Here is a 22,718-nt window from a genome sequence, read left to right on the forward strand (position 1 = left end):
CGATGATGCTTAAACGGACTATGCTGCATGAGGAGCCTCCACAAGATGAGCAAACCTCAAATATCAAACCGAAGACAGATTAGTGCAACAGACCCAAGAAATCTTGAATTTTTCCCATAACTGCCTCTTTCAGTTTTCACCGTCAGTAGTTTACGGCGCAGCGAACTAGAAAATCAACACCATTAACTCATGAAAGCTCTGATCAGTCGGACGTCACTACGCTGTTTAAGATAGATCAACGATCCTACTAGAGTGCGCTATTTACCTGCTACGCCAGGCCTGAGTACGGCCAAGAACTCCGCGCGAGGCAATAAGATGGAATATCCGCGCGCCAGCATTTGTATAGAAAATCATCATCCCCATAGCTGCAGCCGGAGCGATATCACCTGCGTCGTCCATGTTGAGAACCGCGATAGATGCGAGGGACGTTGATGGTGAATAGAGGAACACGACGGCCGAGACTGTCGTCATTGCGTTCACAAACAAGTAGATCGAAATATCTAGGATGGACGGCAGACAAACAGGCACAGTGACTCGGCCAAATAGTTTTAACGATGGTTGTTTTAACGACGCCGATACCGATTCAAATTCCCGGTCCATCTGCTGAAGCGCGGTTGTCGCAGTAAGGTGCGACACAGTGTAAAAGTGGGTTACAGAGCAAACGACAAGGATCGCCATTGTTCCGTAGATTATGTGTAGCGGGTTATCGGGATTGTTGAAGAAGAAGATATAGGCAAGCCCCAGAACCATCCCTGGAATAGCCATTGGCAGCATTGCAAACATCTGAAATAGCGCACGCCCGGTCTTAAAGCCGTTGGATTTCTCAACAAGATACGCCCCAAAAAAGATGATCGCAGTGCCTACAGTAGCCGTAAGCAAGCCCAGCTTGATCGAGTTGTAATATGAGCCCCAACCTCCACCGTCCATACGGTCAAATTGGAAGTTATTCAGGCTAAAGCTAAGGTCATACGGCCAGAATTTTACCAACGCGGCGAACTGGCACACGGCAAGAATACCGATGATAAATATGCCAACAAGGCTTGCATAGCCGAACAATATCCAATCGGCCTTTTTGTTTGGTTTTGGTTGATAAGGAACAGACCTAGCCGATAGCAGCGCAACTTGTTTGCTCTGCACAAAGCGGTCGATTGCAAATGCAAGGATCGCTGGCAGAATGAGGACCACGGACACCACTGCACCCATCTCAAAATTCTGCTGGCCGATGACTTGTTTGTAGATATCTACGGCTAATACATTGAACTGTCCGCCAATAACTTTGGGCAGGCCAAAATCAGTAATGACAAGGTTAAAGACCACAAAAGCCGCCGAGACCAAACCATATCGTGCACCTGGAATGGTCACAGTCCAAAAGGTCCGCCACGGCGTCGCACGCAGTGATGTGGCCGCCTCATAGAGCCGCCCATCTGAGATCGCTAAAGCCGTTGAAATGATCAAAAACGCATGTGGAAAGGTGAAGAACACTGATCCGATGACAATTCCAATCGGGCCGTAGATACTTGCACCAAACAGCATCTCTTTTAGAAACCCCTGATTACCAAACAGATACACCAGCGCAATGCCCGGCAACAGCGATGGGACGAGGATCGGAGCCATCGCAATCAGGCGGAACACGCCTTTGAAACGCATGCAGGAACGGCTCAGTGCATAGGCAAACCAAAAGGCCAGTGTGACAGTGATCATCGTACTTATGGTTGCGATAAAGACGGAGTTCTTGATCGAATTCGAAAGGGCAGGCGTGCTAAAATAGTTTTTGAAATTCCCAAGGCCGGTTGATTTGACCGGGCGGAGTTGAACGCGGCGAAAGGTATTGCTGTCCAATTCAACCCATTCGGTACTGTCGTTCAACGTTGATCCGACCAGAAACCGACCTTCGGCAGTTGTGTTGCGAAGACGATACTTGACCGGGCTGCGGAAACTAAAGTCGGGAAAGAATTGCGTCACGCCAACACGTCCATCTGATCCTGCGATCAGGTCGCTGTCGTCCAGCGCCTGAAGCTGGTCGTTCAAAAGCGCGAATGTAACGGCGTCGGAATAGAATGTTCCCGCTTGGTCACTTACCTGAACTTCGTAAGCTGACAGATCGAATTGAAATGTCGAAAAGGATTTGGACAGCATGGCATAGAGTGGGAACACCATCGTGATGAGAAGGTAGAGGCCGATCACCATCATGCTGCCCCGCATGATAAGGTCATCACGCGAGAGCTTTCCTTTTATGGTGGGGCCGGCGGGAAGGCTTTGCTGGGTCGCGTCGGTCATTCCGCCGCCTCCGGCCGCTCAAATGCCATCAATCTGTTCTTTGGAAGTTCAACGGTCATCTTGCCACCCTGTTCAAGGCTGAGTCTGCGCACAGCGTTGATAGAAAAGTCTGCAATCAACTCGCTGTTTCCAAAGCGCTCGTGATGCAATCTGCAACGCCAGAACGATCCGAGAAACTCCATTTCACCCACCACGACTTCAAGGGCGTTTTCCTCCGTTTCAATAACGTCATCCGATCCCAGCACATGGGTTTCGTCCCCGTGTGGGATTACATCTTCGGGACGAATTGCGGCGATAATTGGATGGCCTTCAGCGAAATCATGCCCCAAAGATTGCATAGTTGCACTCCCAAAGCTGACTGCACCGCTTGGCCCAGCCAGGGCTGGAATCTGGTTCATTTCACCGATGAAGTCGGCCACGAACAGTGTTTTGGGGGTGCTATAGATTTCAGTTGGGGTTCCAACCTGCTCAATCACCCCGTCTTTCATGACAACGATGCGGTCGGCCATCGCGAGGGCCTCTTCCTGATCATGCGTCACCATCACTGTCGTCACACCAAGTTGGCGTTGCAGTTCTTTGATCTCGTGACGCAAATAGACGCGCACTTTGGCATCAAGCGCCGACAGGGGTTCGTCCAAAAGCAGTAAGCCGGGGTTGGTCGCGATCGCGCGCGCCAAAGCGATCCGCTGTTGTTGCCCTCCAGACAATTGTGCTGGGTACTTCTTGCTTTGATCGACCAGCCCCACCATGGTGAGAAGCTCGGACACCCGCGCCTTTATCTCAGGTTTTGAGCGTCCGGTGTTCTCCAATCCAAACGCCACATTCTTTTCAATCGTTAGGTTCGGGAACAACGCATAAGATTGAAAGACAATCCCAAAATCACGTTCAGAAGGGGGCAGGTTTGACACGTCCTTGCCGCCCTGATGCACACTGCCTTTGGTCTGCAGGTCCAGTCCCGCAATTGCGCGCAGCAGCGTTGTCTTGCCGCAGCCCGAAGGTCCAAGAAAGCAGATCAACTCACCCTCATAGATATCAAGCGAGACATCCTTGAGCGCGAGGAACTTTCCGAAAGCTTTCCAGAGGTTTTGAATTTTGAGATAGGGCTCTGATCCGTCAAGAGGCAAGGGCAAACATCCTTATTACATCGCAGAACAAATTCCGGCGAAGAACCGGTCTTCTGGAAAGAGGAGGGGGTTGTTTAAGAGGTGCGAGAGCGCCCAGTCATCAGGCGCTCTTGCGAAGTCTAGATCGCTTACTTTGGATCAGACTTGCCGTCATAGCGGCCCGCCCATTCTTTTAGGATTGCAGCCCGATTGTTTGCTGCAAACTCAAAGTCGTTGTCGATCATCGCGTCCAACAGATTTGCTGGGAAGTGCTCAACCGGTTTGGCAATGCCAGGATATGCCACGACTGCATAGCCAACATTGTACATTTCGTTGGCTTCCTTGGTGATCGTGAAATCAAGCAGCTTCTGTGCGGCTTCCAGATCATCAGTGCCCGCGACAATGGCCGTGGCCTCCATGTCCCAGCCAACACCCTCGGAAGGGACGATGATTTCTAGAGGTGCACCGGCAGCTTTGGACTTGGCACCGCGGAAGGCAAAGGAAACGCCAATCGGGATTTCACCTGAGGCTGCTAGCTTACATGGTGCGGATCCTGAGTGCGTATACCGCGCGATGTTTTCATGAAGTCCATCCATGAAAGCCCAGCCGTCATCTTCACCGAATATCTGCAACCAGCTGGATACATCCAGAAATCCGGTGCCGGACGAAGCGGGGTTGGGCATGATAATATGGCCCTTGTATTGGGCGTCCGTAAGGTCTTTCCACGACGTCGGCGGGGTTAAGCCAAGCTTTTCTGCTTCGACAGTGTTATAACAGACCGACGCAACCCATGCGTCCATGCCAACCCACGCGGGCGTCTCGTCTTTATCTACAAACTTCGGATCGAGCTTTTCAACGCCAGCAGGCGCATAAGCCTCCAGCATGCCTTCGGATTTAAGCAGCAACAACGAAGTCGCGGCCAGTCCCCAAACCACGTCAGCTTGTGGATTATCACGTTCTGCTAGCAGCTTTGCGGTTATAACACCGGTTGAATCGCGTACCCAGTTGATTTTAATATCCGGGTGGATTGCATTAAAGGTCTCTGCGTAACGGGCCAGATCCTCGGCCTCGATTGCGGTATAAACTGTCAATTCAGCTTCTGCAAAAGCGGCTGTGGCGCTGATCGCCAAGGCTGCAACGCTTGTCATTGCTTTTTGAAAAATAGTCATGTTTTGTTAACTCCCTTCGAGTTTTCCGAAGCCCTTCTGATGTGGTTTCGGAGGTATTGCATTACTCTCGCAGAAAAAGATAACAAACCAAATTGATATTTCCTTTAAATGTATAGGGTAAGCTTATGTGTTATTTGCGCTGATCCCAATGGTTTTTGGAGCGAAGAGTTTCCTCCTCGCCCTCCATAAAAATAAAGATTTTCAATCTATTAACCGACCTTATCGAGCCTCAAGCCGTACTTTGTTTGTCACCCATCCGCCCGGACCCGTTCTGATTTAGGATCATAGGGCGTGCGAAGATGCGCTTTGGCTGCGAAGCGCATCCCGGCCACATCAACTTCAAAGGAATGTGCCTTGATAAAATCAGCCTTCACCGGTTCGGTTGCATTGATCTCGCATAACGCAACAGCCGCGCCAAGTGTGTGTCCATATCCGGCCGAGCGCACTTCGCCGATTTCGACGCCGTCACACAAGACCGCTTCGCCACCCCAAAGTTGAACCATTTCATCTTCAACGACCAATTGAATGATCCGCTTGCTCAGGTGATTGGGATCGGCTTTGGCAGCAACTAGTGCGTCCTTTCCAATGAATCCACTGGGCTTGTCAAAATCTACAGCAAAGCTGAGGCCCGCTTGCAAAGGTGTGATATCCGGCGTCAGTTCACGGCTCCAAGCGCGAAAGCCCTTTTCAAGACGCAAGCCATCAAGCGCATAATATCCTGCGTCAATAATACCGTGATCCTGTCCAGCCCGTTTCAGGTCTTCGTAGACCCCGACAGTAAATTCCACCGGAACGATCAGTTCCCAACCCAATTCACCCACGTATGTCATGCGGTTAGCCCAGACAGTGGCATAGCCCAGATCAATTTTTTGCACAGTTCCAAACGGGAAAGCGGCATTTGACAAGTTGGTTTTGGTTAACTGCTGAAGTACTTGGCGTGACTTCGGCCCCATGAGTGCCAGGACAGACCAGGCCGCCGTCACGTCCGTCAGAAAGACATGTGCATCTGGCGAGAAATTCTTGCCAATCCAATCAGCGTCCCGAACGGCTTGTGCTGATCCGGTGATCAACAGGAACTCCTGCTCTTTCAGTCGCAAAACAGTCAGGTCACTTTCGAACCCTCCGCGGGTATTCAGCAGGCCCGTGTAAACGGTGCCACCGACCGCGACGTCGATATTGGCAGCACAAATTCTGTTGAGTTCCGTGCAAGCGTCACAGCCCTGAACCAGCAATTTGGCAAAGGAACTTTGGTCGAATACCGCAACATCTTCCCGTGTCGCCTTGTGTTCTGCGGCTACGGCATCGTGCCAATTCTGGCGGCCAAAGCTGTATTCGTTTTCAGGTGTTGTGCCTTCGGGTGCAAACCAGTTCGCCCGCTCCCACCCCATCTTGGAACCGAACACCGCATTTTTTGCTGCAAGCCGATCATAAAGTGCAGAACGGCGAAAGGGGCGTGCGGTGTCCAACTCCCGATTGGGCCAAGGCATTGCGTAATGCAGCCCCAGCGTTTCTTTGACTCGGTCATGCAGCCATGTCGGGTTATTGTTAAAATCAGCAAAGCGGCGGATATCGACGGCAAAAAGATCTGACGTTGGCTCTCCGTGCACGATCCACTCAGCAAGGGCACGGCCTGCGCCACCCGCACTCGCGATACCCATTGAGTTGAATCCGGCGCCAACAAAGAAATTCTTTAACTCTGGCGCTTCGCCAAGCAGGTAGTTGTTGTCGGGTGTAAAGCTTTCAGGGCCGTTGTAGAATTTGCGCACACCTGTGGTTTCCATTTCTGGAACCCGGATCAGGGCATTTTCGAGCAAGATTTCAAATTGCTCCCAGTCATCGGGCAACAACGAGAATTCAAATTTGTCAGGAATACCATCCATGCCCCAGGGCTTCGCCTCTGGCTCAAACCCGCCCATGACCAGCCCACCGGTTTCTTCTTTGAAATAGATAAAGCCATCGGGGTCGCGCAAAACCGGCAGGTCGGGATTAACGCCTTTCATGGTTTCGGTCACGATATACATATGCTCTGCGGAATGAAGCGGGACGTTCACGCCACACATCTTGCCAAGGCTGCGCGCCCATTGGCCCGCACAATTCACCACGACTTCCGCTTCGATCCTGCCCTGATCTGTCTCGACTCCCGTTACCCGACCGTCCTTTGTCAGAACATCTGTTACCTTGATCCCTTCGATCACCTTTGCGCCGCGCATTCTGGCACCTTTGGCAAGGGATTGGGTCAAATCAGTGGGGTTGGCCTTGCCGTCACCGGGCATCCATATGCCCCCTTTAAGGTCATCCACTTGCATGACGGGCCACTTGTCTTGCGCCTGCTGCGGGGTGAGTACATCAACATCGACACCTTGCGCGCGCGCTGCGGCCGCCGTGCGCATGAGCATCGTCATGCGATCTTCGGTACGGGCGACGGTGACAGACCCACATTGCATCCATCCCGTTGCAAGTTCGGTCTCTGCCTCAAGGTCGGCGTAGAGTTGTGTCGAATAGCGGATCAGATTCGTCATGGCGGGTTGGCTGCGCAGTTGACCGACCAATCCGGCGGCGTGCCATGTGGTTCCGCAACTCAACTGACCCTGTTCAAGCAGCACCACATCGTTGTGGCCCATTTTTGCCAGATGATAAGCAACGGAGCACCCGACGATGCCGCCGCCCACGATTACATATTGCGCTCTTTCGGGAAGTTCCGTTTTGGCCATGCCAACTCTCCAATGCAAATTCGCTTTGCATTAGATTGCGTTATTTGGCAAAACTTGGCAAACAAAATCTACGCCTCGGAAGCGATATCAAGCCGATACCCTCGTTGCGATATCGCGCGGCGGATATCATCATCTGGCGCAATATCCGTCACGATACGCGTCGGTTTTGGAGGCGCATTAAAAACCACATGCCCGACGACACCAAATTTTTGGCTATCGGCCACCATAATCGGATTTTGTGATTGGGACAGCATCAGGTGGCGCATGCTGGACGCCTCGCGGCTGAAGTCGGTCAAAAACGCTGACGGGCTAAGGCCACCCGCGCTCACGACGGCAAAATCCGCGCGGTATCGCGCGACGCTTTCCAACGCCTCAACACCCTGTACGGCCATTTCGGTCACATCGACTTTGCCACCAATGATTACCAGCTCGGCCGTTGCTTGGGCGATCACCTCAGCAACTTTAAGATCATTGGTATAGACGATCAGGCCGCTATGATGTGTCAGGGCTTTGGCCAAGGCGAGCACGGACGACCCGTTGTCCAAGAATAGCGAAGCTCCGTTTGGAATTTGCGACGCTAGATATTGTGCGATCAGGAACTTACCCTGAATATTCAGCTTGGACCTGCGGGTTATGGGCAGTTCGCTGGTGCGGATCTTGGTCGCGCCGCCGCGTATCTTTTCAAGCTTTTTATGTTGGGCCAAAAGCTCGATGTCTTTGCGAACCGTTTCACGCGACACGCCAAGCTGTTCTGTCAGTGCCCGGATAGAAACCGTCGGCTTTTGGTCAAGCCGCTCAAGAATTATCGCGTGTCGCTCTGTCGCCAACATCAGTGGCTTTCCCTATCTTTCCACCGATCAGACAGAAAACAACATTCTAACGCTGACGCACGTCTAGGTCGTCGTAATCCTGCTCAATCAGGCGTGTTTCAAGCAACTGGCCGCCCCTGTGAAGGAGCGGGTAAGCAGCCGAGGCTATGTGGCTGTTAAAGTCACGTAACGCGCCGACGGTTTCAAGATGAATGTCGCTGGAATCGAAACTGATCTGGACCCCTTCGCTCAGACGCTTCAAATGGCGCTTGCGGCTTTTACGCTCCAGCCGCGCCATTTCCTGCTTTTCCTCCAACAGCAAGCGTGCACTTTCAAGATCATCGGAAACGAGAAGGTTAGAGGCCAGCAGCAAGTTCGCTTTGGTCCGCTCATGCATATTTGTAATTTCTGAGGCCCCGTCTTGGGAAAACCGGATACCCTTCTCGTACATCTCTTTCGCGAGTGGGATCATGCGTTTGGCCACAATGTCCCCCGCAGTTTCCACTGCGATCGCATACTCGGTGATTTCGCGAACCCGTTTATTGTCCTGTTTAGAAAGGTCCGTGTTTTGCAGCGCAGCTGCATAACGCCGAACATCGTCCAATGCCGTGTTCACGAAAGCATCTTGCGAAAGAACCATACGGGCGCGGTCAGGATCATATTTTGTATAGATATCCATAACCGGAGTTACCATGGTCTCGACCAACTGGATCATGCGCAACGCTTCGCGCTTCAGGTTCGTAATCGCCAGATGCGGCTTGTCCAGAACGGCTTCGTCAAGCGTTGTCTTATAGAGTGGGGATTGCTCTTCTGCGGTGGGAGGGTCGTCAGGCAGAAATTTCAAAAATGGACGTTCCAGCCTGTGCGCAAAGATCAATACCATCAACAGAAGCGCGTTAAACAATATGTGTGTGTTGATTAACGTCTGTGCGGAGGTCTCAGATCCGAAATATTGCAAAAGGCCAAATTTGTTGATCACATACAGGGCGATTAGGGCACCGCTTCCGCGCACGGCCAAATTCGCCACTGGAACCCGCCTCGCCGCATTTTTCATGCCCCTGCTGAGCCACACAGGAATGATAGCGCTGCCCAGATTGGCACCAAGCACCAAGGACACCCCAGCAGCAACCGGGATCGCGCCAATCGAGACCAGCGTCACACACATCAGGATGACCGCAACACTCGAGTGCATCAAGAAAGCCAATAAGGCCCCGACGATAAATGCCGTCAGGAAATCCGTCGCAAGGTAGTCTGCAATTACTGGCAAGAAAGTGCTGTCGCGGATGGGGTCCATCGTTTCTCGAAGGTACCGGAGCGAAATCAGAATAAAGGCAATGCCAAGTATTATTCGGCCCGCTTGGCGAAGCTTGCGTTGCTCTGACTTGACAAAAAGACCGCCGCCCACCGCCAGTAGAACTGGGACCAACCACGCCAGATCGAAAGAGAACACCTGAATCAAAAGTGCTGATCCAAGGTCTGCCCCCAACACGACGGACAAGCCGACACCGAACGAAATGGCACCGGTCGCGGAAAATCCGGCGACCAACAACGCGACCGCAGCGGAGCTTTGCAGGATAATGGCAAGCACAAGGCCCGTTGCACCGGCGCTCACGCGGTTGCGATTCTCGGTGACGACACGCTTGAAGGACGACCCAAAAGCGCGCTCAATACCGGTCCTCACCATGCGTACCGCAAACAGCAGCAGCATTGTGGCGCCCATCAACTCAACAATGAATGAGATAATGATCATTGTTAGACATTCACCCCAGCGATTGTCGCGATGCCCAGGCCCACGATTAGAGCAGCGAGCAAACGGTCGCGGCGGGGGCCTTCGGAGAACCAAAACACGCCCATCAGCGCAGCAAAGATTACGGATGTTTCACGCAAAGCTGAAACGACACCCAGCGGGGCTTGCGTTTTTGCGTATAGAACCAGCCCGTAAGCCGCCCCAGAAACGACCCCGCCAAAAAGGCCAATCGCAATGGCGCGGCCGGACATATTCTGAAGTCTCTCCCATCGGCTTGTGAAAACGAATACCACGACGAAGAGTTCGGACACGAACAACCAACCGATATAGCCCGTCGGACTGCCCGAGACGCGGACCCCAACGCCATCCACGATGGAATAGCTGGCGATAACAACGGCGACACCAACGGCTGCGACCAGCCCGGCACGGGAAATGCCAGACGTAAATACGCCGCGCGCCAAAAGCAGGATGCCTGCAGAGACCGCGAAAACGCCCAGCCAAACAACCAAAGGCAGCTCTTCGCCCACCCAAATTAATGCGCCAACGGCAATCAACACGGGAGAAAGACCACGCGCGATAGGATAAACGATGCTTAAATCTCCGGTCCGGTACGCGATGCTCAACAACGCGTAATATCCCCAGTGAATGACCGTCGAGGCAACAATATATGGAATTGCGGCTGAGGATGGGGCCGCGCTAAACGCCAAAAGCGCAAATCCCGGGATAACATGCCCCGCAGCGACAAGGCCCAGCACGATCGTCCTGTCACCTGCGCCTTTTACGATGGCATTCCATAATGCGTGAAGAAACGCAGCGAAGACGACAATGAGGAAGATGCTCAGGCTCAAGATTTGCAACCCTGTACCGCTTTTTCGACAATGCCAAGCGCCTCGTCCAACTCAGTGCGGGAAATCGTCAACGGCGGTGAAAGCGTTAGCACGTTTCCTGCGCTGATCTTGAAACTCAGACCGTTCGAAAGGCAGGAATAATAGATCTGTTCAGCCAGTTCAGGCGCCGGCGTGCGGGTATCTTGGGCGGATACGATCTCAATGCCAAACATCAAGCCTCGCCCCCTGATATCGCCGACATTGGGATGGGTACTCAAGGTTTCACGCAAACGATCTTGTGCGTGGGTGCCGAGCGTGGCGGCACATTCGACGAGCCCTTCGTCCTCGATGATATCCAGTGTCGTTAAGGCGGCCCGTGCGGTCACCGGGTTTTTCTCGTGAGTGTAATGCCCGATTGCAAAGTCACCTGCTACATCCAGATAACGTCGCGCAACAACTGCGGCAATCGGCAAAATACCCCCGCCAAGCGCTTTTCCGAGCGTAACAATATCAGGGATAAAGTCGTCATGCTGAAACGCAAACATCTCGCCTGTTTTGCCTAGGCCCGTCGGAATTTCATCCATGATCAGCAATGTGCCGTGACGGTGGCAGGCCTCTTGAACTGATTTCCAATATCCCGCCGGAGGCACCACAGGAACCGCGCGCATCGGCTCGGCAATGACAGCGGCCACATCCCCTTCGCGTTGCAGGACGTAGTCGACCATCTTGGCGCAAGCCAGCCCGCAGTTTTCCGGCCCCGAATGACCGTAGGCGCAGTGATAGCAATGGAATGGTGCGACGTGTTCTGCACCCGGAAGCAGTGGGCCGGCAATATGGCTGCGGAAAGTGGCCTCGCCACCGACCGACGCTGCACCAAACCCCGCGCCATGAAAGGAATCCCAAAAGCTCAGCGTTTTGAATCTTCCTGTCGCGGCCCGTGCCAAGCGCAGAGCAACTTCATTCGCGTCAGATCCACCGGTGGTGAATAGCGTTTTGCCCAGATTTCCCGGCGTGATCTTCTCCAGCCGTTCGGCCAGCGCGACGGAGACGTCATTGGTAAAGCGCCGTGGAGAGAAGGAAAGTTGGTCCAGCTGATCCTTGATCGCGGCAACCAAACGAGGGTGACCGTAGCCGATATGATGAACTGAATTGCCATGGAAATCCATGAAGCGTCGCCCGGCCACATCTTCGATCCAGATGCCTTCCGCCTTTGCGATCGTGGAGACGCAAGGGCTGGATAAACTCTGATGAAGAAACGCGTCGGCGTCACGTTGCAACAAGCCGATGGCCGCAGCATCGGTTTCTTTTGATGACCAATCCTTGCGGGCTGCTGATGTGTTCGGCTCACCTTCTGTGTGGATCGTCGCGGGCATTTGCGGTCCTAATAAAAAAGCAGGGCCAACGAGGCCCTGCAGTTAAGGGAGAGGTATGCCCTAGCCCGGCCAAGGCAGAGAGTATGTCTTGACGTTTGTGAAGAATTTCATCGCTTCAATTACGCCTTCCTTCACGCCGTTGCCGCTGTCCTTGATGCCGCCAAACGGAGACATTTCGATGCGGTAGCCCGGTTGTTCCCAAATATTGCAAGTTCCCACATCCAGACCGTTGATATAGGCAATCGCACGGTTCAGGTCGTTCGTACAAACACCTGAGGAAAGCCCGAAATCGGTCGAGTTCGAGATCGCCATAACCTCTTCGTCATTGTCGGGCACCCGCACGATGGGGATGATCGGACCAAAGGTCTCTTCCATCACCAATTCGCTATCATGGGGGACGTGGTCCACCACGATGGGTGGCAATAACGCGCCCTGACGCTTTGGATGATAGAGAATTTTAGCACCTTGTTTTCCAGCCATGTAAACACGGTTTTCAAACAACTCTGCCGCTTGGGCATGGATCACACAGCCCAGTTCCGTTTCAGGATCCTGCGGGTCGCCAAACTTGATCTTCTTGGCCTTCGCCAGCACCATTGGAACAAATTTGTCCGCCACAGACTCTTGCACAAGAATGCGCTTAATCGCTGTGCACCGCTGGCCGGAGTTTCCAGTCGCGCCAGCCACCGCAATTGTCGCGGCTTTCTCAAGGTCAGCGTCGCTCAGATCGCTGCAAACAATCAAAGGGTCATTACCGCCCAGCTCTAGCGCTTGGCGCTTGTAGCCAGCCTTACTTGCAATAATCTTGCCCACTGGCACGCCGCCGGTGAAGGTGATGATATCAATGTTTTCATTGGTGATCATCTCGTCACCGATGTCCTGCGGCATCCCCGTGACAATCTGAAACATCTCTGGCGGCAAACCCGCCTCATAGAGAATATCCGCAAGCGCAATTGCTGTCAGTGGTGTCAATTCGGTAGGCTTGCAGACCATGCAGTTATTGGTTGCAATGGACGGTGCAATCTTATGGCTCACCATATTAAGCGGGTGGTTAAACGGAGTGATCGCACTGATCGCTTTCACCGGCTCGCGGGTGGTGTAGATCTTGCGTTCCTTGCCGTTGTGGGTCAGGTCGCAAGAGAAAATCTCGCCGTCATCGTTCATCGCCTGACTGGCGGCAAATTGATAAACGTCCTGCGCGCGCTTGGTCTCGTAAATCGCGTGTTGATGGCAGATGCCAAGCTCAAGAGTCAGCCACTTGGCCAGATATTCCCGCCTCTCACCAATCAGCTCACCTGCGCGTTGCAGGATTTGACTGCGCTCATAGCGACTGAGCTTAGACTTGTAATTCGCTGCAATTTCAAAGGCTTTTGCAGCATGTTCAGCTTTGCCTGCCGGAACTGTGCCAATCACTTCGTCGGTGTACGGATACTTCACCTCTACCACATCATCGGTAAAGACGATTTCCCCGCCGATGCGCATGCCTTCATGGCGAATGTCGATTTTATCCATGGCGGTCATGCTTCTACCTTTTCCATCGCTGCGGCTTGAGCCGCATAAAAGAATGCATCAAAATTTCGCAAAACGGGAGCCGACGGCAGATCAAGCACACGGTTGCAGATAAACGGCACCTCTTGCTCTGTCAGGCCACCATGGCTGCGCAATGGTTCGTTTAGCGCTGCGAGGTCGTGGCGGTGGGCAGAGGTCCCAATTGTCATATTCTCGGTTGAGATCATCACGATGTCACCAATGCGGTCGCCGGGCAATTCGAAACGACGGACAGCTTCGGCCTTGTCCATCACTTCAAGTATCTCGGGACGGGCGGCAAGACGGGCGATGATGTCGGCTTGGTCTGTTCCATCTGGCAAGTAAGCCGTGCCAAAACCGCCAAGCGCACCATGATGCACAACATAAGGGTCGGTGATTGGCAGGATCACGCGGGCCGCAGCCTCACCTAACCATTCATCAAGCAAATCTTGCACGTAAATAACCTGTGGGTCACCGTTCGCATCGTGCTTGGGCTTCATGCCGTGATCCGCAGTCACAACGATTGCCGCGCCCATTGCATCCAGTTCAGTCAGGTATTTGTCGAACATCTTGTAGAAAGACTTCGCTTCGGCCTGATCGGGGGAATACTTGTGCTGAACGTAATCTGTCGTGGTCAGATACATTACGTCGGGGTTCCACTCTTTCAACAGCTTAACGCCGGCAGCAAAAACAAATTCGGAAAGTTCCGCCGAATAAACTTCGGGCTGTGCCATCCCAAGCCATTTACTTGCGGCATCCTGACCATGTTCAGCTTTGGTCGACGTGTCAGACTTTTCCGCCGAATAGCACATCGCGCGATCTTCATCGAACTTCAGGCCGGCCCCCAAAAGCGCCCGCAGCTTGTCCTTGGCGGTGACGACGGCCACCCGAGCACCGGCCTCGTAGAACTTTGAGAACACTGTTGGCGCCCGTAAGAAACGGACATCGTTCATCATCACTTCTTCGCCTGTTTCCGGCTCATACAAATAGTTGCCGCAAATGCCATGCACAGCAGGTGGACGGCCAGTTGCAATCGACAGATTGTTAGGGTTGGTGAAGGATGGAATGACAGAGTGAGCAAGCCGATCTGTGCCGGTCTCACGCATGCGTTTGAGCGTTGGCATTAGGCCGTCCGCGATTGCTTTTGTCAGATATTCCGGTTCACACCCGTCCAGGCAGATAGCAATGGCACAGGTTTTAGGCGTAGCATACGTGCGATCATTCGCGACAACAGTTTTGGTAATTGGCATCAGTTTTTCCTTCTGCTCTAAGCAGCTAGTTTTTTGCGTTCATCAAGTGCCGCTTGGGGCGGTGAGGCATCATTTACGCCCATCTCAGCGAGGGCTTGAGCAGCAGCAGCGACCACCTTGCGCATGACGTGCTCATCCATCTGGCCGATACAACCAATACGGAAGCTATCAACAACGGTTAGTTTTCCTGGGTAAATGATAAATCCGCGATCTCTCATCAACTCATAAAACTTATGGAAGTCAAACGCAGGGCTGGCTGGGCAGAAGAATGTAACAATGATCGGGCTCAACCATCGATCTGCAAGCAAGGTTTCGAACCCTAGGTCGCGCATGCCCTCAACCATCACGTCGCGGTTACGCGCATAACGCGCACCTCGTCCCGCAACGCTTCCCTCTTTCTCGTGAGCATCAAGCGCGACAAGAAAGGCCGCAACCACGTGGGTTGGTGGCGTAAATCGCCATTGGCCCGTTTTTTCCATCGCGGCCCATTGTGCATAGACATCCAGAGACAAAGAGTGACTGTTGCCTTTTGCAGCTTCGAGTTCATCTGTTCGGGCTATCACAAAGCCGAAACCCGGAACACCTTCGATGCACTTATTGGCCGACGACACCATCGCCGTGTACTTGGTTCGCTCGACATCTAGTGGAACGGCCCCAAAGGCAGACATGCTGTCGATCAAAACCTTCCGTCCAGCCGCGTGGACGACATCTGCAATCTCTTCAACAGGGTTCAGGATGCCAGAGCTCGTTTCACAGTGAATGATCAATACATGGGTGATTGCAGGATCTTCGGCGAGGATGGCAGCAACTTCGTCACCACGTGGCGGCAGATAGTCACCTTTGTTCAGCAATTTGTAGGCGCGGCCAAGGCATTCCATTGTTTGCGCGGCACGCAGCCCGTAAGCACCGTTCGCCAAAACCAGCACTTTGCCATCTTTGGGCACAAATGATCCCAACATTGCTTCAACGCAATAGGATCCTGATCCCTGAATTGGAACGCAATCGTACTCTGACTTGCCGGGGCCCAAAAGGGCAAGCAGTTGTGTCCGCATCTTGTGCGTCATTTCACGAAATTCATTATCCCAGCTACCCCAATCGCGGAGCATGGCCTCTTTCACCGCGTAGGATGTCGTCAATGGCCCGGGTGTAAGAAGATAGGGCTCTCCCAGTCTTGGTGGCTCAATATCGCTCGTTTTGGTACCCATTCCAAGCTCCTTGGATTTCCATGCCATACCCTTTGTCTAGAGAGGAGTGCACCATATGGAAAATTGTTAATTGCGATGGTATCAAAAGGTGTGCTTATAGGTGGAGCCAGTAAAAATTTGAAACTTAAGGGGTGATCAATGCGGTACAGCCAGATACGAGCATTCCATTATGTCGCTATCAGTGGAGGGTTTTCACGTGCTGCTGAGGCCTTATCGCTCACCCAGCCGGCAGTTTCAGAACAGGTCAGAAAATTGGAAAGCGAGTATGACGTTTTGCTTTTTAACCGCAATCGCAAGCAAGTCACTCTAACCTCTGCGGGTGAGCGGCTCTTGCTGGCGACCAAACAGTTTTTTGAAGTTGAACAACAGATTTCTGATGTGCTGTCTGAGAACCGAACTGCGTTAGAAGGGACTCTGCGAATAATCGCTGATAGCGCCTTTCATCTCACGCACCGCCTCAAGGTTTTTCGTTCCAAGCATCCCAAGGTACTTGTTTCTGTTCAAACGGGTAACACCGCGGACATCCTGACGGCATTGCGCAATTATGACGCTGAGATTGGTTTGGTTGGCAGCTTGAATCCGGGACCCGACATGGAAGTCATCAGTTTGGGTACGTTCCAAATCGTCGCTTTCGCGTCTAAAGAATTCATGAAAGATCCAACGGCAACAATATCTATTAGGGAATTGTCAAAGTACCCATTAATTTTTCGTGAGAAAGGATCGAAAACGCGGCAAAAGTTAGAGGAAGAGGGTTTGCGCCAAGGGGTCTTGCTACAACCCACTTTTGAAGTTGAGGGCCGTGAAGCTGTACAAGAGATTGTCGCTGCAGGTGCAGGGATAGGATTTGTCTCGGAAGCTGAACTCGGACGCGACGAGCGCTTAATAACCTTACAGATAGATTGCCCGCAATTGATGATGGCCGAATCGTTGATCCATCTGAAACAACGGAGTGATGTGCGGCTGATAAGGGCGTTTATGGGCTAAACTCTTGATTTCCACTTTTTGCGGGTCTGTTGCACTAATCTGTCTTCGGTTTGATATTTGAGGTTTGCTCATCTCGTGGAGGCTCCTCATGCAGCATAGTCCGTTCAAGCATCATCGATTTCCGCCAGATGTGATCCTGTGTGCGGTTCGTTGGTATTGCCGCTTTGAGCTTCCCGGCGAAGGTATTGTTCATATCAACCGGAAGTGGGAAAACAATCGTATCGAGAGCGATCATGCCGCCCTAAAGAAGCTAATCACCCCGATGCGCGGCTTCAAATCACTGTCCTCAGCCAAAGCAACGCTACACGGTATCGAAGCAATCAGGACCATCAAGCGTGGCCATGTCCACGGTAAGGAAGCTGGCATCACAGGCGAAATCCGTTTTGTTGAAAGCCTATTTGGCTTGGCTGCCTGACAGAAGGACGCCATAAGTCCATAACACAAACCAGTCAAATTAATGCAACAGACCCCCTAGAATGGGTCGCCATCCAACACTTGGCCGTCACTTTCAGAAACGTGAAAATCCCCTCCCGGCGATCTAGGTGCCGGAAGAGGATATCTTAATTTGGTCATTCGTATGGGAGCGGGCTCTGCTTTACCCTAAGCGATAATGAAATCACTCGCATCGAGAACGAGGCCAGCTGAGAGTGTCGCGAATTGAACGCCCTCCCCAGCTCCGCTTCCATCGCTGTCAAAGTATACGTTGCCAGTCACGCTATCATAGATGACGCGTTGGTCCGCAGTTTCAGCGAGACCCGTGTCGTTCGACAGGAATTCGATTGCATCCAAATCCCCGGCATCCAACCCGGCGAAGACGCTGCTATCAAGCTGGATTGAGTCGTCAGCCGCGACAAAGTCAGTAATGCGGTCCACATTACCAGCGCCAAGCGTCGTGCTGAAAACAAACGTGTCTTCACCAGCACCGCCACGCAGCACGTCATTGCCGGCACCGCCGTCCAATGTATCGTCGCCATCGTAGCTATAGAGAATATTACGCGCATCGTTGCCAATCAACACATCGTCAAAGTTGGTGGCGTAGACATTCTCGAACTCGGAAATGATATCGCCTTCCGCGTCGCCGCCAGAAGCCTGCTGGAAACCAGCGGCATCTGCGTTCAAGTCAATCGACACACCAGCGGTCGAGCCCGCATATTGCAAAAGGTCAGCACCAGCGCCGCCAACCAGCGTGTCTGCCCCCGTGCCACCACGCACCACGTCGTTTCCGCCACCACCATTGATGGTGTCGTCGCCGTCCAGGCCATAGAGGAAGTTGCGGTCGTCATTGCCGGTCAGCGTGTCATTGAACTCGGTGCCCGTGACATTCTCGAAGCCGGAAATGATGTCGCCGGACGCATCACCAGCAGATGTTTGCGCGACACCGTCAAGAGACAGGTCGACCGTTACGCCTGCATCGGAGCCTTCATATTGCAGGTCATCGACACCGTCGCCGCCGATCAGGGTGTCCGCACCCGCGCCGCCGCGGATCACATCGTCACCCGAACCGCCGTCAATAACGTCGTCGCCGCCAAAGCCGATGATATAGTTCGCAGACGCGTCGCCCGTCAGTGTGTCACCGAAATCCGAGCCATAGATATTCTCGAACCCTGAAGCGATGTCCCCCTCGGCGTCACCGCCAGAGGTTTGGTGGAAGCCCGCAGCATCCAAAGTCAGATCAACCGTGACGCCTGAGGTGGACCCCAAATAGCGCAGCCAGTCCTCACCGGCACCGCCGGTCATGGTGTCAGCGCCTTCGCCACCGCGGATCACATCGTTTCCTGCCCCGCCATCAATGACGTCATCGCCACCGTAGCCGAACAGCACGTTGTCTTCGGCGTTACCGGTCAGCACATCACCGAAATCGGAGCCGTATACATTTTCAAACCCTGACACCACATCGCCTTCTGCGTGGCCTCCGGATGCCGATTGCATCCCCGCGCCATCCGCGTTCAGATCAACGGTGACGCCCGAGGTGGAGCCAACATACTGAAGAGTGTCTTCACCTTCGCCACCGGTCAAAGTGTCGGCACCTTCGCCTCCGCGCACAACGTCATTTCCCGCACCGCCATCAACCGTATCGTCACCAGCTTGACCATCAAGATTATCATTGCCGTCAAGGCCGGTTACCGTGTCATCACCTTCACCACCGACAAGAACGTCGTCACCGGCAGTGCCTACGACTTCGGTGCCTGCATCAGGCTCGGCCACGTCAGGGATATCGGCTTCAATCGTCGCAATCGTCACAGTCTTATTCTTGTACTGTGCGGTCATGCTGAAGCTCGCGGTACCGTCATTCGGTGTCTCGAGGTCCGGATTGAATTTCAGTGCAGCGTTCTTGTTCAGGAATCTGTCTATCTGTCTGGCCGTTCCGGTGAACGTAATCGTGTTGGTGCCAGAACCCTCAACGTCCACGCGCTTGTTGCTGTTCGCTTCAAAGGTTCCCGAGTCAGTCGTCAACGTAATGGTGATGAGTTCTTTCCGAGCGCCTTTGAAACGGAACTTCATCGCAGAAAGGTCAACAAATGACCCCTCTTCCTCATCAACCGTTATTTCGGTTGGAATATTTTTGACTTTGAGCTTGTCTTTGCCGAAGCGGAATTTCTTTTTCATGGACAGGTCACCTGGATTAAATTGTGAGAGACATAGCCAATCCAAGTGAGTGCAAATGTCAGCAGACCCCCCAGTCTCTTTCAAACGCAATCGCGGGCCAGCAGCAGCCTTTGAGTGATTCATTTCGTTAAGCGTTTCTTAACCAGTATTGCGGTCAATCGAGGGCTTGATCAGGGTATGAAAGCGACCGAAATGTGATCGAACTATGTCAGCAGGTTTCGGCATGAACACGCGTAAGAAAAGACTATCCTTGGATGGGAAAAATTACGCATAAACATTTGTAAGGGTGAGATTTTTTCGCGTCACTCTGCGCGCGACGATACTAGGTTCGGGCTGTCCGAAACATCGTCAAACCCGAGAAAATTGCCAAGCAAATTACCAGTACCAACGCAAGCGTGCCGGGTATCCTTGGGTAAACTGCGACCTGCGCCGTTCTTGGGGGCACGACGACTTGGAACAGGCTACGATTCAACGCCGCTTCCTGCCCAGCTGCCGCTTGTGATTTCAAAGCTGTTTGCGCGGCCTCGCGCGCCAAAGTCAGCTCCAAGGTGGCCAGTTCGTATTCCATCAACAACGTATTCAACGATCCCGCTGACGCGCCATCAGGTGCGACCAGACGCGCCCGCTGGTCCGCGATCTGCTGCCGCAGACGGGCTTCGAGCGCTACGGTTTGCTGGGTTTGCGGACTGTCCCCGATACCGGCGATCTGCGCTTTTTGCACCTCGCTGTTCAGCTTCATGGCTTCGGCTTCGAGATCTTTGATCGTCGTATAGATGCCCTCTACGCGGTTTCTCGGGTCGACCTCTTGGTACTTGATTTGCAAGGCAATAAGAGCAGCCTGAGCCTCTGCTACCTGTTGTTCCGCGGCCAGCCGCACGTTGGTCGCGTGTTCCTGACGTTGATCGAAAACCTGCTGCCCCAAGGCAAGAACCTGCGCCTCGGTGTTGCGCAAAACGGCATCGGATATCGCAATAGCCTGCGCATCATTTGGCGCGCGGACATACAAGGTCAGCAACCCGCTTTGGATATCGACCGACGACTCGACGTAGCGGCCAAACTGCGAGCCCTTGCTCAGCGACAGGACCGGAACCGTGCGCAGTCGTTTCAGCGGGTCGATTGCAGGGCCGCTGAATTCAGTGATCAGCCCCAACTCGGCTTCCAACGCGTCCATCAAAGCCTGACTTTGAACGTAGGAATGGGCGCGGAAGACCTCCGACAGATTGGAAGGTCCCTGAACGCCACCAAGCAAGCCCGAACGCGACGCGTTCCCGGATTCTGCGGACTTGGTTATGGCGATGACCGAACGCGCTTCGTAGAGCGGCGTCGCGACCGCCAGAAGGTAGAACGCGGTTATCAAAATGGGCGCCACAACGACCGCGCAAAAAAGCGGCCAGTTGCTCCAATTCGCGAATGGGACCAGCTTGCGCGACGGCTTCGCCTCGGCTTCAGGCTCCGGCGGCGGGGTCACGGATGACAACAACGTAAGGGCCGCAGACGTTTGGTCCTGTTTCATGGTTTTTGCAGATTGCTGCATCTCGGCCTGCTTTTGCTGGATACGCTGGGCTTTGTCGGCCTCGGCGATGCGGGCCCGCTCTGCGCGCCATGCCTTGATCCGCGCGTCCTCGGAGGCGTCGGTCGGTTTGGAACTAGACATGCAGACACCTTTCTTCCAATTCGACGGACGTCAATTTCGACAATTCAAGTGCTTCTTGTGCAATGACAAGGTTGTCGCAAGGTACCAGCCGCTTGTTAATCAGAACAAGGAATCTATCGCAATAGGCCGTAAGTTGGCGCGCGTTGCGTGACAAAAACACCAACCCGCCGGTCTCAAGCCGTTGGGCCAAAATCTTATCGCACGCGATGCGATCTGCCGGCTCCCCAACGGTAATGGTCTCGTCCGCGATCCATGTTGCCGGACCTTCGATGGACAGGGAACACGCATAGGCCAACAGGCTGCGTTGGGTCGGGGAGAGATCCTGCATCACCTTGCGAGGGCCATGGTCGATCCCGAGAACCTCACGACAAAATGCAGTGACAGCGGCAGGCGAAGTACCAACCAGACGCGCGAAGTTATTGATGTTCTCCAGCACGGTCAGGTTCGGGTGCAGGAAGCCAGCAAAACCGATCGGCCAGCTTACGCGACCTGCGTGCGTAACCTTTCCGCGATCAGGCTGGTCAATGCCCGCAAGCAATCGCGCCAAAGACGACTTCCCCGAACCGGGCGCCGCAAGGATGCCGACCCGCTCACCGGAGCCAAAGACCGTATTCACGTCTTGAACGATTGGTTCGCGGCTGTGAAAGCCGGGCTTCAGCAAACTGACGTTGTCCAACCTGATCATAACCGGCCCCGCATGATGCGCCTGCGTGTTGCGAATATCTCCAGCGGGACGGACGCGAGGAAGAAGAACGCGCCAACAGCAACGGGGTACCACATCGACGCAATCGGGGAGGTGTAGCCAAGGAAGTAGGACTGGCGGACCAGCTCGGTGATGTGAAGAAACGGGCTGTACCAGAGCAGGTTTTGCATCTCTTGCGACAGGTCCGTCGCCGTGTAGAAAATGCCCGACAGCCAGAAAAGTGGGCGCAAGATCAAAGGGACCGCGCGCGCAAACGCATCGCTCAGCATACCGGCGGCGGCCACGAAGCGTCCGATGCCGCACCCGATGCCCCAAGCCAATGCCAGACTAGACAGGACGCCGGGCATGTACGCGGGCAACGCGCTGCCAAACAGAACCGTTACCGCACCGAAGATCAAAACCGCCGTGGTCAGCATGTTGAACGCTTCCAGCAGCATCGTTGCAGACATGATGTCGTTGTTCGACACAGGGCGCAGATACCGCATGTAGCGGCTTGCCGTCAGCGTCCGGCTTAGCGCGGTCACGGTTTGCCGAAAGATCAGATATGGCAAAATGCCGGTCGCAATGAAGATCTCGGCGCGAACGTAGATAGGTGGCGTGCGTTGAAGAACCCAAAACAGCGCCACGATCAGACCGATCCAGACAACAGGCGTAATATAGGCCCACAAATAGCCCAGCTTCCCGCCGGAAAAGCGGGTTCTGCGCTCCCGCTCCACCAGAACCGCGATCCGGGTGAACGCGTTCGGAGGGGTGATATGTTGGGCTGCGATCATGA

General features: G+C 53.7%; 16 protein-coding genes and 1 pseudogene. 2 read left to right on the forward strand and 15 right to left on the reverse strand.

The genetic code is table 11. The features are described from left to right. Positions 1 to 261 precede the first annotated feature (261 nt). From BUB72_RS12850 to BUB72_RS12900, 11 genes are all read right to left on the reverse strand, one after another. Positions 262 to 2,277 carry a putative 2-aminoethylphosphonate ABC transporter permease subunit gene (locus BUB72_RS12850; RefSeq protein ID WP_073144437.1) on the reverse strand — a complete coding sequence of 672 codons (2,016 nt, stop codon included), beginning with the start codon at positions 2,275 to 2,277 and terminating at the stop codon, positions 262 to 264. Next, positions 2,274 to 3,407, reverse strand: coding sequence for a putative 2-aminoethylphosphonate ABC transporter ATP-binding protein (locus BUB72_RS12855; RefSeq protein ID WP_073144439.1), 1,134 nt, complete (start codon positions 3,405 to 3,407; stop codon positions 2,274 to 2,276). Before BUB72_RS12855 ends, BUB72_RS12850 begins: the two co-directional genes overlap by 4 nt. Before the next feature lie 122 nt (positions 3,408 to 3,529). After that, the gene (locus tag BUB72_RS12860; RefSeq protein ID WP_073144441.1) at positions 3,530 to 4,549 is read right to left on the reverse strand and encodes a putative 2-aminoethylphosphonate ABC transporter substrate-binding protein; all 1,020 of its coding nucleotides are present in this window, start codon (positions 4,547 to 4,549) and stop codon (positions 3,530 to 3,532) included. A 248-nt stretch (positions 4,550 to 4,797) separates the two neighbouring features. Beyond that, complete coding sequence (locus tag BUB72_RS12865; RefSeq protein WP_073144443.1) at positions 4,798 to 7,260, reverse strand: GcvT family protein; 2,463 nt, start codon at positions 7,258 to 7,260, stop codon at positions 4,798 to 4,800. Between the two features lie 68 nt (positions 7,261 to 7,328). Continuing rightward, positions 7,329 to 8,090: a DeoR/GlpR family DNA-binding transcription regulator gene (locus tag BUB72_RS12870; RefSeq protein WP_073144445.1), complete on the reverse strand. Its 762-nt coding sequence runs from the start codon at positions 8,088 to 8,090 to the stop codon at positions 7,329 to 7,331. A 46-nt stretch (positions 8,091 to 8,136) separates the two neighbouring features. Then, on the reverse strand, positions 8,137 to 9,819 hold the full coding sequence (locus BUB72_RS12875) for a Na/Pi cotransporter family protein (RefSeq protein WP_073144448.1): 1,683 nt from the start codon (positions 9,817 to 9,819) through the stop codon (positions 8,137 to 8,139). Positions 9,820 to 9,821: 2 nt separating this feature from the next. Beyond that, positions 9,822 to 10,664, reverse strand: coding sequence for a DMT family transporter (locus BUB72_RS12880; protein WP_073144924.1), 843 nt, complete (start codon positions 10,662 to 10,664; stop codon positions 9,822 to 9,824). Next, positions 10,661 to 12,016, reverse strand: a complete 1,356-nt coding sequence (gene pbfA, locus BUB72_RS12885) for a (R)-1-hydroxy-2-aminoethylphosphonate ammonia-lyase (RefSeq protein ID WP_073144450.1) — start codon at positions 12,014 to 12,016, stop codon at positions 10,661 to 10,663. The genes BUB72_RS12880 and pbfA overlap by 4 nt, the downstream gene beginning before the upstream one ends. 60 nt (positions 12,017 to 12,076) lie before the next feature. After that, positions 12,077 to 13,534, reverse strand: a complete 1,458-nt coding sequence (gene phnY / locus BUB72_RS12890; RefSeq protein WP_073144452.1) for a phosphonoacetaldehyde dehydrogenase — start codon at positions 13,532 to 13,534, stop codon at positions 12,077 to 12,079. Continuing rightward, positions 13,531 to 14,790 (reverse strand): phosphonoacetate hydrolase, encoded by a 1,260-nt coding sequence (phnA, locus tag BUB72_RS12895; protein ID WP_073144455.1) that lies wholly within the window; start codon positions 14,788 to 14,790, stop codon positions 13,531 to 13,533. Before phnA ends, phnY begins: the two co-directional genes overlap by 4 nt. Positions 14,791 to 14,807: 17 nt before the next feature. Further along, positions 14,808 to 16,022: a 2-aminoethylphosphonate--pyruvate transaminase gene (locus tag BUB72_RS12900; RefSeq protein ID WP_245814841.1), complete on the reverse strand. Its 1,215-nt coding sequence runs from the start codon at positions 16,020 to 16,022 to the stop codon at positions 14,808 to 14,810. A gap of 111 nt (positions 16,023 to 16,133) precedes the next feature. Here BUB72_RS12900 and BUB72_RS12905 point away from each other — a divergent pair, with 111 nt between their 5' ends. Both BUB72_RS12905 and BUB72_RS12910 read left to right on the forward strand, forming a co-directional pair. Next, positions 16,134 to 16,979 carry a LysR substrate-binding domain-containing protein gene (locus tag BUB72_RS12905; protein ID WP_073144459.1) on the forward strand — a complete coding sequence of 282 codons (846 nt, stop codon included), beginning with the start codon at positions 16,134 to 16,136 and terminating at the stop codon, positions 16,977 to 16,979. A 160-nt stretch (positions 16,980 to 17,139) separates the two neighbouring features. Then, positions 17,140 to 17,394: pseudogene (locus BUB72_RS12910) on the forward strand (DDE-type integrase/transposase/recombinase); the annotation flags it as partial. Positions 17,395 to 17,579: 185 nt separating this feature from the next. Here the strand turns inward: BUB72_RS12910 and BUB72_RS12915 are convergent. The 4 genes from BUB72_RS12915 to BUB72_RS12930 all read right to left on the reverse strand — a co-directional run bounded on the left by BUB72_RS12915 (position 17,580) and on the right by BUB72_RS12930 (position 22,716). After that, positions 17,580 to 19,586, reverse strand: a complete 2,007-nt coding sequence (locus BUB72_RS12915) for a calcium-binding protein (RefSeq protein WP_073144464.1) — start codon at positions 19,584 to 19,586, stop codon at positions 17,580 to 17,582. A gap of 322 nt (positions 19,587 to 19,908) precedes the next feature. Then, positions 19,909 to 21,240 (reverse strand): KpsE/RkpR family capsule polysaccharide export protein, encoded by a 1,332-nt coding sequence (locus BUB72_RS12920; RefSeq protein ID WP_073144466.1) that lies wholly within the window; start codon positions 21,238 to 21,240, stop codon positions 19,909 to 19,911. Beyond that, positions 21,233 to 21,925, reverse strand: a complete 693-nt coding sequence (locus BUB72_RS12925; protein WP_073144468.1) for an ATP-binding cassette domain-containing protein — start codon at positions 21,923 to 21,925, stop codon at positions 21,233 to 21,235. Before BUB72_RS12925 ends, BUB72_RS12920 begins: the two co-directional genes overlap by 8 nt. Then, entirely contained in the window at positions 21,922 to 22,716 is a 795-nt protein-coding gene (locus BUB72_RS12930) for an ABC transporter permease (protein ID WP_073144470.1), read from the reverse strand. Before BUB72_RS12930 ends, BUB72_RS12925 begins: the two co-directional genes overlap by 4 nt. Positions 22,717 to 22,718: the final 2 nt, after the last annotated feature.

The sequence above is a fragment of the Litoreibacter ascidiaceicola genome, assembly GCF_900129235.1.
Taxonomy (GTDB): domain Bacteria; phylum Pseudomonadota; class Alphaproteobacteria; order Rhodobacterales; family Rhodobacteraceae; genus Litoreibacter; species Litoreibacter ascidiaceicola.

Excerpts from the sequence above, each read along its gene's own strand:
- BUB72_RS12850 (WP_073144437.1), bottom strand. The coding sequence starts at position 2,277 with ATGACCGACGCGACCCAGCAAAGCCTTCCCGCCGGCCCCACCATAAAA.
- BUB72_RS12860 (WP_073144441.1), bottom strand. The coding sequence starts at position 4,549 with ATGACTATTTTTCAAAAAGCAATGACAAGCGTTGCAGCCTTGGCGATC.
- BUB72_RS12865 (WP_073144443.1), bottom strand. The coding sequence starts at position 7,260 with ATGGCCAAAACGGAACTTCCCGAAAGAGCGCAATATGTAATCGTGGGC.
- BUB72_RS12870 (WP_073144445.1), bottom strand. The coding sequence starts at position 8,090 with ATGTTGGCGACAGAGCGACACGCGATAATTCTTGAGCGGCTTGACCAA.
- BUB72_RS12875 (WP_073144448.1), bottom strand. The coding sequence starts at position 9,819 with ATGATCATTATCTCATTCATTGTTGAGTTGATGGGCGCCACAATGCTG.
- pbfA (WP_073144450.1), bottom strand. The coding sequence starts at position 12,016 with ATGCCCGCGACGATCCACACAGAAGGTGAGCCGAACACATCAGCAGCC.
- phnY (WP_073144452.1), bottom strand. The coding sequence starts at position 13,534 with ATGACCGCCATGGATAAAATCGACATTCGCCATGAAGGCATGCGCATC.
- phnA (WP_073144455.1), bottom strand. The coding sequence starts at position 14,790 with ATGCCAATTACCAAAACTGTTGTCGCGAATGATCGCACGTATGCTACG.
- BUB72_RS12900 (WP_245814841.1), bottom strand. The coding sequence starts at position 16,022 with ATGGCATGGAAATCCAAGGAGCTTGGAATGGGTACCAAAACGAGCGAT.
- BUB72_RS12905 (WP_073144459.1), top strand. The coding sequence starts at position 16,134 with ATGCGGTACAGCCAGATACGAGCATTCCATTATGTCGCTATCAGTGGA.
- BUB72_RS12915 (WP_073144464.1), bottom strand. The coding sequence starts at position 19,586 with ATGAAAAAGAAATTCCGCTTCGGCAAAGACAAGCTCAAAGTCAAAAAT.
- BUB72_RS12920 (WP_073144466.1), bottom strand. The coding sequence starts at position 21,240 with ATGTCTAGTTCCAAACCGACCGACGCCTCCGAGGACGCGCGGATCAAG.
- BUB72_RS12925 (WP_073144468.1), bottom strand. The coding sequence starts at position 21,925 with ATGATCAGGTTGGACAACGTCAGTTTGCTGAAGCCCGGCTTTCACAGC.
- BUB72_RS12930 (WP_073144470.1), bottom strand. The coding sequence starts at position 22,716 with ATGATCGCAGCCCAACATATCACCCCTCCGAACGCGTTCACCCGGATC.